This window comes from Hoeflea prorocentri, assembly GCF_027944115.1.
GTDB classification, from domain to species: domain Bacteria; phylum Pseudomonadota; class Alphaproteobacteria; order Rhizobiales; family Rhizobiaceae; genus Hoeflea_A; species Hoeflea_A prorocentri.
The window spans coordinates 667,242-680,772 of the sequence record NZ_JAPJZI010000001.1 but is presented as its reverse complement, the minus strand read 5'-3'; the positions used below and the strand labels follow the sequence as shown (position 1 = coordinate 680,772).

At 57.7% G+C, this 13,531-nt stretch carries 13 protein-coding genes; 7 read left to right on the top strand and 6 right to left on the bottom strand.

The features are described 5' to 3' along the window. Window positions 1-2 precede the first annotated feature (2 nt). From OQ273_RS03115 to OQ273_RS03105, 3 genes are read right to left on the bottom strand one after another with little or no spacing between them, the layout of a single operon-like run. Window positions 3-794, bottom strand: coding sequence for an SDR family oxidoreductase (locus OQ273_RS03115; RefSeq protein ID WP_267989014.1), 792 nt, complete (start codon window positions 792-794; stop codon window positions 3-5). Window positions 795-798: 4 nt separating this feature from the next. Continuing rightward, window positions 799-1,707, bottom strand: a complete 909-nt coding sequence (locus tag OQ273_RS03110; protein WP_267989013.1) for a VOC family protein — start codon at window positions 1,705-1,707, stop codon at window positions 799-801. After that, on the bottom strand, window positions 1,700-2,569 hold the full coding sequence (locus OQ273_RS03105; protein ID WP_267989012.1) for an alpha/beta fold hydrolase: 870 nt from the start codon (window positions 2,567-2,569) through the stop codon (window positions 1,700-1,702). The genes OQ273_RS03110 and OQ273_RS03105 overlap by 8 nt, the downstream gene beginning before the upstream one ends. Before the next feature lie 250 nt (window positions 2,570-2,819). Here OQ273_RS03105 and OQ273_RS03100 point away from each other — a divergent pair, with 250 nt between their 5' ends. Beyond that, on the top strand, window positions 2,820-2,999 hold the full coding sequence (locus OQ273_RS03100; RefSeq protein ID WP_484496882.1) for a hypothetical protein: 180 nt from the start codon (window positions 2,820-2,822) through the stop codon (window positions 2,997-2,999). On the opposite strand, the gene OQ273_RS03095 is transcribed toward OQ273_RS03100, so the two are convergent. Continuing rightward, window positions 2,992-4,119 (bottom strand): aminotransferase class V-fold PLP-dependent enzyme, encoded by a 1,128-nt coding sequence (locus OQ273_RS03095; RefSeq protein ID WP_267989010.1) that lies wholly within the window; start codon window positions 4,117-4,119, stop codon window positions 2,992-2,994. The genes OQ273_RS03100 and OQ273_RS03095 overlap by 8 nt on opposite strands. Before the next feature lie 481 nt (window positions 4,120-4,600). Between OQ273_RS03095 and OQ273_RS03090 the strand changes: the two genes are divergently transcribed. Beyond that, complete coding sequence (locus OQ273_RS03090) at window positions 4,601-5,563, top strand: aldo/keto reductase (RefSeq protein ID WP_267989009.1); 963 nt, start codon at window positions 4,601-4,603, stop codon at window positions 5,561-5,563. A 66-nt stretch (window positions 5,564-5,629) separates the two neighbouring features. On the opposite strand, the gene OQ273_RS03085 is transcribed toward OQ273_RS03090, so the two are convergent. Together OQ273_RS03085 and OQ273_RS03080 are read right to left on the bottom strand one after the other, a co-directional pair. Continuing rightward, window positions 5,630-6,592 (bottom strand): Gfo/Idh/MocA family protein, encoded by a 963-nt coding sequence (locus tag OQ273_RS03085; protein WP_267989008.1) that lies wholly within the window; start codon window positions 6,590-6,592, stop codon window positions 5,630-5,632. Window positions 6,593-6,657: 65 nt separating this feature from the next. Then, window positions 6,658-7,845, bottom strand: coding sequence for a phytanoyl-CoA dioxygenase family protein (locus OQ273_RS03080; RefSeq protein WP_267989007.1), 1,188 nt, complete (start codon window positions 7,843-7,845; stop codon window positions 6,658-6,660). 130 nt (window positions 7,846-7,975) lie between these two features. Here OQ273_RS03080 and OQ273_RS03075 point away from each other — a divergent pair, with 130 nt between their 5' ends. The 5 genes from OQ273_RS03075 to OQ273_RS03055 all read left to right on the top strand — a co-directional run bounded on the left by OQ273_RS03075 (window position 7,976) and on the right by OQ273_RS03055 (window position 13,524). Next, window positions 7,976-9,151 (top strand): Gfo/Idh/MocA family protein, encoded by a 1,176-nt coding sequence (locus OQ273_RS03075; protein ID WP_267989006.1) that lies wholly within the window; start codon window positions 7,976-7,978, stop codon window positions 9,149-9,151. Window positions 9,152-9,396: 245 nt separating this feature from the next. Next, entirely contained in the window at window positions 9,397-10,179 is a 783-nt protein-coding gene (locus tag OQ273_RS03070) for an ATP-binding cassette domain-containing protein (protein WP_267989005.1), read from the top strand. Then, window positions 10,166-11,188, top strand: a complete 1,023-nt coding sequence (locus OQ273_RS03065) for an ABC transporter permease (protein ID WP_267989004.1) — start codon at window positions 10,166-10,168, stop codon at window positions 11,186-11,188. Before OQ273_RS03070 ends, OQ273_RS03065 begins: the two co-directional genes overlap by 14 nt. Window positions 11,189-11,233: 45 nt before the next feature. Continuing rightward, window positions 11,234-12,151 (top strand): sugar ABC transporter substrate-binding protein, encoded by a 918-nt coding sequence (locus tag OQ273_RS03060; protein WP_267989003.1) that lies wholly within the window; start codon window positions 11,234-11,236, stop codon window positions 12,149-12,151. 341 nt (window positions 12,152-12,492) lie between these two features. Continuing rightward, window positions 12,493-13,524: a LacI family DNA-binding transcriptional regulator gene (locus OQ273_RS03055; protein WP_267989002.1), complete on the top strand. Its 1,032-nt coding sequence runs from the start codon at window positions 12,493-12,495 to the stop codon at window positions 13,522-13,524. Window positions 13,525-13,531: the final 7 nt, after the last annotated feature.

Sequence of the window (13,531 nt, the reverse complement as noted above, 5' to 3'; positions counted from 1 at the left end):
TGTTAGACAAAACGCGAGACACCACCGGAGACTTCAAGTCTTGCTCCGGTGATGTAACTGGCTGCCGGTGATGCAAGAAAGGCGATGGCCCGCGCGGCCTCATGCGGGTCCCCGAGACGGCCAAGGGGGATCTTCTTTTGTCGCGCGAGCGCATCATACCAGTCGTCACGCGACTGGCTCTGATCCTCACGCGCATCGAAACGGCGCTGCCATTGCTGGCTGTCGACGAGACCCAGCAAGATGGAGTTCACACGGATATCGGGTGCAAATTCCGTCGCCAGCGACTTCAGCAGGTTCTGCACCCCCGCCCGCGCGGCCGACGTACAGACCATATGCGGCTCCGGCTGATAGGCGAGAAGCGAGTTGACCGCAACGATCGAACCGGCACCGGACGTGCGAAGCATCGTCTCGAAGGCCCGGATCGGGTGAAGCTGGCTGAAGAATTTCAACTCCAATTCATCACGCCAATCCTCATCACCGGTATCGGCAAAGGTCGAAACCCTGCCCTGGCCGGCATTGGTTACCAAGACCTGGCAATCACCGAACCGGGAGCCGACATCCTGAGCAAAGCTGGCAACGGCGTCCTTGTCCAGCACTGAAAGAGCCCGGGCAAAGACATTGTCCGCTCCAAAAGTTCCTGCAAGCTCCGCTTCCGCATCTGCCAGACGGTCGGCACCACGCGCGCACAAAGCAACACGCGCGCCCTCCTCGAGGAACACCCGCACGGCGGCAAGTCCGATCCCTGAAGAACCGCCTGTAACGACGACGGTCTTGCCCTTAAGTCCAATATCCATAAGCCTAACCGCCCGCCGAGAAACCTGGGTCCGGGCGACCGGCCATCACAGCGCGTTGCGCCGGCGTTGGCGGACCTGCCGTCATCCACTGATCCATCGCCTCGGGATCTGTGCGTGACCAGACTTTCGGTTCGTGCGTCGCCTCGTCGATCTGCTGAACGTCCGCGGTAAACTCGATGACATAGCCCGAAGGCGAGACGAAATAGGCAAAGGGATTGTTACCCGGACCGTGTCGTCCCGGCCCCCAGCTCGGCGCTTGTCCTTTTTGTTTCATACGGCCGATGCCACGCATGAAACTATCGATGCCCGGCATTTCAAAAGCCACATGATTAACTGAAGGGTACTGCGCACGCACAAGTGCGATGGCGTGATGATCGCTTCCACAGCGCAGGAAAATCATCTGGTCGGCCGAATAGTCGCTGGTCCGGAAGCCGAGCATATCCTCGTACCATTTCTGGGTCGCCTCCAGATCCGGCGTGTTCAAAACAACATGGCTGACCTTGTGGGGAAAGGCGTGCACCTTCTCCGGCGCGCGCATCTGCAGGTCCGATGTAATCCGCAATCGTCTGCCATCCGGGTCCAGAAGTTCAAAACCGTAACCGCCGAAAGGCCCATCAAGCTCGGCGGGGGCGCTGAGCAACTTCGCTCCCATCTCAACCAACCGGGCATGAATGGCGTCGACTGAGCTGCGGTCGGGCATGCCGAAATGGACATATTCGATGCCATAAACATCATCATCTTTCAGGCCGTATATGAAAGGTTCGCTGCCCGAACCGCGAAGATAGGTCATGCCGTCTTCTTCATGAGAAACGTGCAAACCCCAGTTTTCCGTATAGAAATTGGTCGTCGCCGTTATACCCGGAGCCCGCATAACGATGCCCCGCAAATGGCCGACCCTTGGATCATCAGACATGGTTTTCTCCGTTTGATTTTCGCGCCATGCAGTAAGCGCTCCTCGTCGCTGGTTCCCCGAGAAGTTCCAGTAAAGCGGAGGCAAAGCGCTGCGGCCTTTGGACATAGGCCGCGTGTCCAGCCTCCTCGATTGCAATAAGAGCCGGAGCATGCCCGTGCACAGCGGCCCAGGCTCCGGCGGCTTTTTGCGTCTGGTCCATCGGTGTAATCCGGTCCTGTGCACCGATGATAAAGCCCGGACAGACCGGAACGGTTCCGATCATCGCGGCAAGGTCTCCGGACGCCAGCATATGCACTGCTTGCCCGTATCCTGGCAGGCGCACCTGTGCCATCGCCTCTTCGACATGCGCGACAACATCCGGATGCCCGGCCGGTTCATGCACGAGATTAGCCGCCCTTGAGCGGGCAAATACCTCCGGGCCAAGACGTTCAAGTTCTTCAATTCGGCCGGCGGCTTTTTCAGGCAGAGGATCGCCTTGTGAGATACCGTAGCCATTTGCCGCCGACGCCAGAACAAGCCGGTCGACCCGGTTAGGGTGTTGTCTGGCAAACTCGGCCGCGATCAACGTGCCAAGCGAATGTCCGAACAAATGGACGGTGGATATGCCGATATCGTCAAGCAGGCCGGCGAGCGCCCTCGCATAATCGCTTGGCAGGGGCCAGGCTTCGGCAAGCGGTTTTGATCCCATGTAACCGGGAGCATTCCACAAGATGAGGTGCAGGTGATCCGGCAGGCATTCAATCAGCGGCATGAAAGACGAAGCGTTGGAGCCGATGCCGTGCAGAAGCACGACCACCGGCCCCGGCCCCGGTCGTTCGATATAGGCTATGCCGTTTTCCCGGCGCTCGACCATTTCAGGCATCTTGCTGGCGCCTTTTCTGCACTATGCGCATTATTCGACTGGTTCCCGAACCTTTATCACACCTGTCCTTTGCAAATCGTTCAAATGTGAACTTAGTGTTCACAATACAAAGAATGGTCCTATGGGAACAACAAGTCAAGCAGATCCGGTCGGATGACTAGACGAACGCCAAAATCCACATTGCCGATGCGATCAAAGCGGCAGCTGATCTTGGCAATTCAGCTACCGGCTTCAATCGGCGACGCTCGAAATTGTCGGCACGAAAGCGGCCAGCATGGTTGAGACCATGCGGCCATGCGACGACACACTCAACAATGCCGATATGCACAACGCGCTGCTTGCACTGTCAGTGATCCCGGAAATCAGAGTTTCCAACAGCGGGCCGTTCGACCTGATGAAATTCGAAAGGATCGGCGTGTTCGTTAGTTGATACGGTCTAGAACCGTCTTCAGCCGATCCACCGTGCGGTCGATATCATGCAGCTTGTCGAGCCCGAACAGGCCCAGCCGGAAGGTTTGAAACCCCTCCGGTTCGTCGCATTGCAGCGGAACGCCGGCGGCGATCTGCATGCCTTGGGCGGCGAATTTGCTGCCATTGTGCTTGTCGGCATCGTCGGTGTAAACGACCACAACGCCGGGCGCCTCGAAACCGGGCGCCGCAACACTCTTGAAGCCCCGTTCCGCCAGCAGGGTCCTGACCCTGGAGCCCAGCTCCAGTTGCCCGGCGCGAAGCTCATCGAAGCCCAGGGCCTTCGTCTCGGCCATTGAATCGCGAAAGCCGGCCAGTGCATCGGTCGGCATCGTGGCATGATAGGCGTGTCCGCCATTTTCATAGGCCTGCATGATCTGATGCCATTTCTTCAGATCGCAGGCGAAACTGGTGCTGGCCGTGTCGGGGAGCCGCTCAAGAGCCCGCTCGCCCAGCATCACAAGGCCGCTCGAAGGTGAAGAACTCCAGCCCTTTTGCGGGGCGCTGATCAGGACATCAACACCGCTTTCGCGCATATCGACCCACATCGCCCCGGAGGCGATGCAGTCGAGCACGAACAGGCCGCCAACCTCGCGCACCGCCTCGGCAACGGACCGGATATAGGCGTCGGGAAGCATGATGCCGGCGGACGTCTCGACATGGGGCGCGAAGACCAGATCGGGCTTTTCCCGGGCAATGGCGGCCACCACGTCTTCAACGGGCGGAGGCGCAAAGGGCGCTTGCAGATCATCCGACACGCGCTGTGCCTTGAGGACCGTCGTGGAGGCCGGAATATCACCGGCCTCGAAAATCTGCGACCAGCGGAAGGAAAACCAGCCATCACGAATGACGAGGCAGTTTTTGCCGGTCGCGAACTGGCGCGCGACCGCCTCCATTGCATAGGTTCCGCCGCCGGGCACGACCACGACTCCATCCGCGTTGTAGACCTCCCCCAGCAAAGAGGAGATATCGCGCATCACGCCCTGGAAGCGTTTCGACATATGGTTCAGAGAGCGATCGGTGAAAACGACCGAATATTCGAGAAGGCCACCGGGATCAACGGATGAAGGGAGCTGGCTCATAGCGGATATACCTGCTGCGCTGGTGTGGGGATGATCATCTGCCGGTTGCGGACCGTGCACAGCATTGATTTCATATGGCTGCAGGTGTTGCAAGGCCGGCGGCATGACCAGTTGCCGTAGAAACTGTTGTCAGATTCCCGATCGCGGTGTCCGAGAGTTTCGAGCAGCCAGAACACACGCGCGGCATGAAAACAGCCCGGTGGTGATCGGACAGGATATGGTCAGCTTGATCCTCTCGTCCTGTCCGCTGATGAAAAGTGCTCGCGCCATGGCGTTATCAGCGGCCGTGCCGCCCTCGGATCTTTTGCCGCCGCACGCCAGGACGGCAGGTTTTGGATGGTCTTGCTTAGCTGTCAGGGCTCTGCGCAAACCTGAATGAGTTCTGAAAAAAGGATCTTTCCGGAAGGTTTGCAGCACGCGCCCATGTGTGCTGAGATAACGGGTGAGATCAGCCGACTAAAGAAATGATAAGGATGCAAACATGAAACGCCGCGCCATAGGCAACACGGGTCTGGAAGTCACCGAACTGTGTTTTGGAACATCGCCCCTTGCGGACATGCCCGATACCTATGGCTACGGCGTCGACGAAGAACGGGCCCGGGCCACAGTGCGTGCCATTTTTGATAGCCCGGTGAATTTCCTCGATACATCGCGAAATTATGGCTTTGGCCGCGCCGAAGAACGCATTGGTGCGGTCATTCGCGAACGAGGCGGATTGCCGGACGGTTTTGTGCTGTCGACCAAGCTTGACAGAAACATGGAAACCAACCGTTTCGATGCGTCCTGTGCACGGCAGTCATTTGAAGAAAGTCTTGAGGCACTGTCGCTCGACCGGGTTCAGGTCCTGCACCTTCACGATCCGGAGCACTCCGCGAGCCTGGAGGAGATTACCGGACCGGGCGGCGCACTGGATGAACTCTTCAAGATCAAGGAAGAGGGTCTGGCAGACGCGGTCGGCCTCGCAATGGGTCGCATCGACATCATGTTCCCGCTTCTGCGCGACCGCCCGTTCGACGTGCTCATCAATCACAACCGCTTTACACTTTTGAACCGTCAGGCCGACGAGATGTACGACTATGCCCATGAGGCCGGCATCGCGATTTTGAACGCCGCGCCTTATGCAGGCGGCGTACTGGCGAAGGGCAGTGTCCAAATGCCCAAACTGACATACCAGGATGCAAGCCATGAAGCCCTTGAGCCGGTGCGTCTGGTCGAGGCCGCCTGTGCCAGGCACGGCCTTGCTCCGGGGGTTGCCGCGTTGGACTTCTCGATGAGCGATCCCCGCATCACCTCAACGATCGTAGGTGTTTCAAAACCCGAACGGGTTGCTCAGACCATTGAGTGGGCAACGCAAACAATACCGGACGCGGCCCGCCAGGAACTGGCTGGGCTGCCCTATTCCACTGAAGATCCAGAGGCAAACCGGGACTATACGCCAGGATAGCGCGACCGGGCGATTCAAAAGTCGCGGACGGCGGAGTGGTTTGGCCCGAAGCGCCGGATTGCCCGATCAGCTGTAATCTATGGCAGTCTTTTCACCGCTTTTGACGGACATGCGCGCAGCATCAAGAATGCGCAGGCAGTCCTGCGCATCTTCAAGACTTGAAAGCGGAGGGGTGCCTTTAGCCAGGCAATGCTCCAGGAAAAACTCATGGGCGTGCAGGAAACTGTCGCGGTAAGATGCATCGTCCCAAAGCGGTTCGGGCTCCGGCCCGAACTTGATCTGGTCCCAGGCGGACATTGCGCCGCCCTTCGTGCCCAAAAGCTTGAAATAGACGGACCATGGCTCCCGCGTCGCATCATCGGTGGAGAAACTTCCCCAAAGATTTGCAATCGTTCCGCCTGGATATTGTGCCGTGATCATGATCTGATCATCAGCATTCCTGTTTTCAAAATGCGTGTTCGTCGCGGTTGCGGTCACGGTTGAAGGCCGCCCCAGGAAAAAAAGCATGCTGTAGACGTGATGGATCATCAACTCACGCATCACGAGGTCCGGCTGGCCCACATCGGCCGGATGAACATTGTTGAACAAAGCCCAGTAGCTGCCGATTTTTCCGAGGTCTCCCCGCTCCACCCTCGCACGCATACGGCGCATGATCGGCGCGTAGATGTAATTGTGAGACGGCATGCAGATCAGCGCGTTCTTGCGGGCAATATCCGCCAGCGCTCCGATCTCTTCGGCTGTCGTGCAAAGTGGTTTTTCAAGCAACACGTGCTTTCCGCATTCGAGTGCCTGTTTCGCTATCTCAAAGTGGGTTTCGGTCTTTGTCGTGACAATCACGGCCTCAACGTCACTGTTGTTCAAAGCGTCGTTGAGATCGCGAAAAGCCGACCCGCCAAAGCGCCGGCAAAACATTTCTGCCCGCTCAAACGTCCGGTTCCAGCCGCCAACCAGAGCATCCGGATACATTTCCGTTAAGGCCTCCGCGTGGATTTCCGCCACACGCCCTGTACCCAATATGGCTATTCCCATGATGAAGCTCCCACTGTCTGAAACCGCATAAAATTCGCCTGAACCGCTATTGATCCGTCATTGGATCAATGCGACCGGCGTCTTGATACCTGGCCGTCAAGATCTGCGGCAAATTCTGCCGGGCTCCAATGTTCATCCAGTGCCCGCCGCATGACGGCCCGTTGACTTGGAGGTGCAAGTTCACCCTTCGGGGAATCGAGGTCCAGATTGATCGGGAACGGATATGCGTCAGCGGATGCGGCCAGGACATTCTCGATCTCCCGGTCGGTCAGCAAGCCGTCACCTTTCATGCCGAGCAAAAGCGGAAAGACCTTTTTGCAAATCCTGGCGCGATCGACGATTTCCATCGGGCGCCCGTAGGCCGAATTGACCTGAATGAGATTTGCAAAGCGCTGCATGTCCGTCGTCACATTGTCACCCGCCGCGTGGAAAACGCTTGGATTGAAAAACAGCATGTCACCCTTTTGAAGCGGCATCTGGATATAGTTTTCCTCGAAATAGTCGCGAAACTCGGAATGCAGGATTGAGATATAGCCGGGTACAAAAGTCTGGGAAAAGGGCAGTAACTTTGTCGGCCCGGATTCGATCGGCATATCCGTATGGGCAACCGCGCCCTGAAGCGTCAAATGAGCCGCAACCTGATGCTGATCCGCAGGATATCGCTCCAGGATCTCCTCAGGCTGAATACCCATATGAAAGTCGCGATGCGCGGTCTGCGCCTTGCCGCCCGGCCTTACGATGTTGGTCTGGGCGGTGATCTGATACCCGTACCCCAGCCAGGCTTCACTGGCCCGATGAAGAACTTCATTCGCGTTGTAGCGGATGAAAAGTTCCGTTGCCTCCTGACAGAGTTTTTCGTGCGAATTCCAAAGCCGGCTATTGGCGCCAAGCTCGGCAAAATGGTCACTCGGCCCGTCCCCGGCCGCCTCTTCCTGGCGAATGATCCGGTTCAGGACATCCGTGACCTTGTCGAGCATCTCGATATCGCCGATCGCACCCTTGATCGCAATGATACCCGCGCCGCTTCGCATCACGCGGTTCCATTCCGCCATGATGGAACGCCATGTTGCTTCCGGCAATTGCGGATCGGACAAAGCCGCCCCGTCATAGATCGGCACATTGGCATGAATATCAGTCGCCAACGGACAATCATCTTTCGTCGTTTGTCGCTGTTGCTGCGCCTTGAATTCCTCAATCCCGAACATGTCTGCGTTCAGCCACACAGGATACTGGTCGCTGTCAATGCGGTTCATACATTCCTCCGACGAAACCGATGTTGCAAGGCCTTGCAAAATAGCAGCGCTCTCATTATGAGTCGATAGCCAAGATTGCCCATGTGCTATCATGTCGCTCGACTTGATGCGGAATCGGGAGCAACAGACTGTGACAAGAAAAGTTCGTGTAGCATTGCTTGGTGCGGGTGGCTGGATGGGCAAGTGCCACACGCTGGGATACAGAAACGTTCCGCAACTCTTCCCTGAAAAGGATGTCGCCCCGGATATCATCTGGGTCGTCGACGCCTCGCCCGATGTTCTAAGCGCGCTTCGGCCACACTATGACGGCGCCCGCTTCTCGCCCACCTGGCAGGAAGCCCTGGACGACCCCGCCGTGGATCTGGTCGATATCTGCCTGCCGGACAATCTACACTATGAGGTCGCAAAGGCGGCGTTGCTTGCCGGTAAACACGTCTATTGCGAAAAACCGTTCACCGAAACAGTCGACCAGGCCAGGGAGCTTGCTCAATTGGCCGAGGAAAGAAATCTCGCCTGCCGGGTGGGTCACAATTTCCCGATCAATCCTGTACATGAGATTACCCGCGAGCTCATTGAGAACGGCGCGATCGGCGATCTTGTCCTGTTCAAGGCATCCATGCATGTCGACGCGCTTGCCGCGCCTGAAGCGCCCTTCATGTGGCGGTGCGATGGCGAGCTGTCGCCAACAGGCACGGTAGGCGATATTGCCTCCCACATCTTCAGCTACGTGAATTACCTGCTTGGCAAGGTCGATAGCCTTGTCGCCGAGGTCGCGACAACCACCGCTGAGCGGCCCGTGGTTGAAGGGTCAGGCTATGTGAGCGCTCCCGTCATGGATGCGGACGCACCGCGCCGCAAGGTGACGAATTCGGACATGGTCACCCTGCTTTGCAAGTTTCCCAATGGCGGCAAGGGGCTGATAGACGTCAGCCGCGTGGCCCATGGCCGACGCTTTCACCAGACCTATGAAATATACGGCAATCGCGGCGCAATTGCCTTCGACTATGACAATGTGAACCGGTTGAGGGTCGCCCTCATGTCGGAAGCACCTGATGGCGCCGCCCAATGGCGCGATATCGATTGCGGCCCCGATCGGGCAAATTACGGCGCTTTCCTGCCCGTGCCGAATTTCGGACTGGGCTTTAACGAATTCAAGACGATCGAGATCGCCCAAGTGCTTGAATCGGCAGCAACGGGCAGATCAAGCTGGCCGAATTTCCGTGATGGCCTCGAAATCACCAAGATGGTGTCGGCCTGCCTTGAATCCGCACAGAGCGGCAGCTGGGTCGACCTTCCTGAGGACTGACCGCGCGCTCAGGTCCTGCCACGCACGATCGCTGGTTGATGGACCAGCGTTCAACATCATGCAATAGTCACCGGTTACATGCCCGGAATTGGGCAAAAAATTGCAAGGCCTTGCAATGCACAGAGCTGTTGTTATAGGCTCCAAGAAAACAGACTTGACGAACCTGCGTGACGTTCTGTCTTCGCACTGATTGCCGGAGCGGACCATCACAGGAGAGGTACAAGGCCTGGGAGGGAAGGTTCCGAATGACGTCATCGTCACCGCATCTTCTGGAAATGAAGGCGATCACCAAGAAGTTCGGTGCCATCACTGCGCTGGACCACGTGGACCTGACATTATCTCCGGGCGAGGTGTTGGGTGTTGTCGGCGACAATGGAGCCGGCAAGTCGACCCTGATGAAGGTCCTTTCAGGTCTTTATCATCCGACCGAAGGCGAAATCCTTCTAGCGGGCCAACCGATCACCATGCACTCTCCCAAGGATGCCCGGGATGTGGGGATCGAAATGGTCTACCAGGACCTCGCACTCGCCGGGAACCTGCCGGTTCACGAGAATATTTATCTTGGACGCGAGCCGGGCCGCGAGAGGCTCGGATTCACCATCGTGGACCAGAAGAAGTCCCGCGATATGGCAAAAGCCCATCTTGAGCGGCTCCACATCAGCTTGAAATCGGTTGATCAGAAAGTCGAACAATTGTCTGGCGGACAGGCGCAGGCCGTCGCCATTGCCAGGGCAACGGCATTCGACGCCCGTATTGTGATCATGGACGAACCCACGGCTGCGCTGGCCATCAAGGAAGTTGGCAAGGTTCTCGATCTCATCAAGCGTCTCAAGGATCACGGAACAAGCGTCATCCTCATCAGCCACCGCATGGACGACGTTTTTTTCGTCTGCGATCGCGTCATGGCGCTGTTCCATGGCCGCAATTTTGACGAAGCCACGATTGGCAATACCAACCGCAACGAAGTAATCGGTTGGATTATGGGCACAAAAGGCCACACGGAAGATCTTGCTCATGACCGCATCTGAAGAACGTATCCAGGACGAATTGGGGTCAGCCGCAGCGCGCAGGATGCAATTTCTGGAGCGTTACGGCGTCTTCGCCATGGTGGTCGTCATGATGGTGGTCCTGACCATCCTGCAGCCGGACGTCTTCCCGACCACCCAGAACCTGACCAATATTCTTCGCCAAATCGCTATGAACGCGCTTTTGGCCCTGGGTTTGTACGTGGTGATCCTGACTGCCGGCATCGACCTTTCGGTGGGCTCGATCATGGCTTTTGCCACGATGCTTCTGGCAATGGCCGACACGTCCGGATTTTTCCCGTGGCCGTTGGCAATTCTGGTCGGCCCCTTGGTCGGTGTCGCCTGCGGGCTTGTAAACGGAATGGGCCTGACAGTTCTGCGCCTGCCTCACCCGTTCATCATGACGCTTGGAACGCTATATACGCTTCGTGGCCTGACAAATCTGGTCTCCTCCGGCCGTCCGATTTCGGGTGTATCGCCGGAAGTGCGCTTTCTCGGCTCCGGTGAAATACCCATGCCCTTTCTGGGTGAATACGGCTCCTTGCCGGTGAGCGCCTTCGTTGTTCTTGCCAGCTATGTCGGCGTGGCTTTTTTCCTGAACAAGGTTTCACTCGGCCGGCACATCGTTGCGGTCGGCGGCAATCCACAGGCGGCACGCGTCAGCGGCATCAATGTCAACCGTGTGCTTCTGGTCGTTTACGGCATATCCGGCTTTTTTGCCGGCCTCGCAGCTCTTCTCATGGCGGGAAGAACCGGCTCCGGCTTTCCCAATGCCGGCATTGGCGCCGAACTCGATGCCATTGCCGCTGTCATCATCGGTGGCGCGAGTTTCTTCGGCGGGCGCGGCACCGTGTTGGGTGTGTTCGCCGGCGTCCTTGTCATGGGCCTTCTCAGGAATGGCCTCAATATCATGAATGTCAGCGCGTTCTGGCAGCAAACGCTCATAGGAATGATCGTTGTCGGCGCTGTTTACGTGGATGTTCTGCGAAGGAGAGCTGGCTCGGACCAGTGATAGAACATCCGAATTTCAGAAAGTCCAAAACCAGGGAGGAAGACAATGCTTCTGAAAAAACTAACCGGTGCCGTGGCACTCACTGCGCTCCTTGCCTCGGCGTCCGTGGCAAGCGCGGAGGACAAGATCGCACTCATTATGTCGAGCCTCGGTTCGGCCAATCCGTTTTGGGGCGCGGTAGAACAAGGCGCCAAGGACAAGGGTAAAGAGCTTGGCATCGAGGTGGTCACCGTCGGCCCGCCCGGAGGAGAGACAGATGTGGCCGGTCAAATCGCGCTGGTGGAGGACCAGATCGCACGCGGCGTGACAGGCATCGCGATCTCGCCGGCTGACACAGCGGCGCTGGTGCCGGTTCTGGAACAGGCGCGTCAGCGCGGCATCGCCGTTGTCTTTGTCGACAAGCGGGCAGATATGCCCGGCACCTATATCGGCACAAACAACGTTCCTGCGGCCAAGGTCGGGGCAAAGCATGTCTGCGACAATGTCCCTGAAGGCAGTGACGTCGCCATCATCCAGGGCATCATCACCGGTTCGACCGGCCAACATCGTGCGCAAGGCGCCAATGAAGGGCTTTCCGCATGCGGCCTCAACATCGTTGCCGAACAGCCTGCGGACTGGGATACAGCCAAGGCGTTGTCGGTGACCGAAAACATCCTGGCCGGTAACCCGAACCTGAAAGCGATCTTTGCTTCCAATGACAACATGGCGCTCGGTGTTGTGGAAGCCGCGCGCAATGCCGGCAAGCTCGATGACCTGTTCATCGTCGGCTTCGATGGCAACCCGAATGCCGCCGAAGCGATCCTGGCCGGCGATCTGGATGCTTCGGTCGCCCAGCGCCCGTACACGATGGGCCAGATGGGTGTCGAGCTGACACTTGAACTCTCCAAAGGCGGATCACTTGATCCCGAGTACGATACCGGGGCAATTCTTGTGACCACGGAAAATGCCGAGGAGTTCAAGTAACCCGCACGGCAGGACACGGCGCTGATGCGCCGTGTCCACCGCTGGTCAAAAACCGGACCAGACGCTTTTGTTTGCCGGCAGCACGGGCATCCCGAACATGTGGCCGCCGGTTTCACGGGATTGCGGCATCGCTCTAAACCGTTCACGCCGCATGAAGACCGGGACCGTTCCGACATCTCCTGATTGGTCGGTGTCGAACGACAACATGGCCAGAGGCGCTGCTTATGTCCAATGACCGCGAAACCCGGCAGCTTCAGAACATTTGCGCACCTTGCAAAAACTGCGCCCGGTTGAGATAAAGAATCTCATTTTTAAGCGAGACCGAAAGAGAAGGATTTGTGGTGCCGGCAGACCGTGATGGACCCAGCAGGCGACGTGCAACGCTTGCAGATGTTGCCCGGCTGGCCAAGGTGTCCCCATCTGCCGTATCGCGGACCTTTACAAGCGGCGGTTCCGTATCAAAAAAAACCAGACAGCGTGTCCTGAAGGCAGCGGCCGAAATCGGGTTCCAGCCCAATGCGCTGGCAAGAAGTCTGATGACCGGGCGAACGGCACTGATCGCCCTGGTGACAAATGCATTCGCAAATCCGTTTATCAATCGCGTCGTCGACGTTTTCACGACGGAACTGCAATCACGCAATCTGCGCCCGCTTGCCTTCAATCTGAAGGGCGACTTCGATTGGAAAGACACCATCAACCTGATGCTTCAGTACCAGATCGACGGCGTTGTGATTGCTTCCTCAACGCTCGATCAGGCATTTATCGATCGCGTCGTGGACGCACAATTCCCCACGGTTCAGGCCTTTGGCCGCTACTATGGGGACCGGCTTATGGATTCGGTCTTCGTCAACAATATCGAGGGCGGAAAATCCGCAGCGGCGGAACTGCTGGCCCGAGACTATAAGAGACCGGGCTTTATCGGAGCCGCCGACAGCGTCTCGACCACCCGTGACCGGCTGAGCGGATTTCAACAGGTGCTGCTGGAAGCTGATATCAGGCCTCAGATTATCAGGACCGACGGATACTCTCACCAATTCGGACGAGAGGCCGCGCAAAAACTCATGGCGGACAATCCCGATCTCGATTCACTGTTTTGCGCAGACGACTTGCTCGCCCTGGGAGCTCTCGATGCGCTGCACTTTGATCTGGGCAAAGATGCCGGAGAAATCGGGGTCATCGGCTTTAACGATATCGATGCGGCAGGATGGCCAAGCCATTCGCTATCCACATTCCGCGCCCACACCGGGCAGGTCGTCCTGAACGCGATCGACATGCTTGAGACGCGTATTGTCGACAAGGAACGGCCCGGCGAACAGCGTATCGTAAGCTGCAAATTTATTGAGCGGGACTCCTTGAGACCTCGCAAAAACTGAACCGATG

Bases quoted from the DNA above. Each gene is read 5' to 3' on its own strand.
- OQ273_RS03095 (WP_267989010.1), bottom strand. From the start codon at position 4,119: ATGAGCCAGCTCCCTTCATCCGTTGATCCCGGTGGCCTTCTCGAATAT.
- OQ273_RS03070 (WP_267989005.1), top strand. From the start codon at position 9,397: ATGACGTCATCGTCACCGCATCTTCTGGAAATGAAGGCGATCACCAAG.
- OQ273_RS03115 (WP_267989014.1), bottom strand. From the start codon at position 794: ATGGATATTGGACTTAAGGGCAAGACCGTCGTCGTTACAGGCGGTTCT.
- OQ273_RS03085 (WP_267989008.1), bottom strand. From the start codon at position 6,592: ATGGGAATAGCCATATTGGGTACAGGGCGTGTGGCGGAAATCCACGCG.
- OQ273_RS03065 (WP_267989004.1), top strand. From the start codon at position 10,166: ATGACCGCATCTGAAGAACGTATCCAGGACGAATTGGGGTCAGCCGCA.
- OQ273_RS03060 (WP_267989003.1), top strand. From the start codon at position 11,234: ATGCTTCTGAAAAAACTAACCGGTGCCGTGGCACTCACTGCGCTCCTT.
- OQ273_RS03080 (WP_267989007.1), bottom strand. From the start codon at position 7,845: ATGAACCGCATTGACAGCGACCAGTATCCTGTGTGGCTGAACGCAGAC.
- OQ273_RS03110 (WP_267989013.1), bottom strand. From the start codon at position 1,707: ATGTCTGATGATCCAAGGGTCGGCCATTTGCGGGGCATCGTTATGCGG.
- OQ273_RS03090 (WP_267989009.1), top strand. From the start codon at position 4,601: ATGAAACGCCGCGCCATAGGCAACACGGGTCTGGAAGTCACCGAACTG.
- OQ273_RS03105 (WP_267989012.1), bottom strand. From the start codon at position 2,569: ATGCCTGAAATGGTCGAGCGCCGGGAAAACGGCATAGCCTATATCGAA.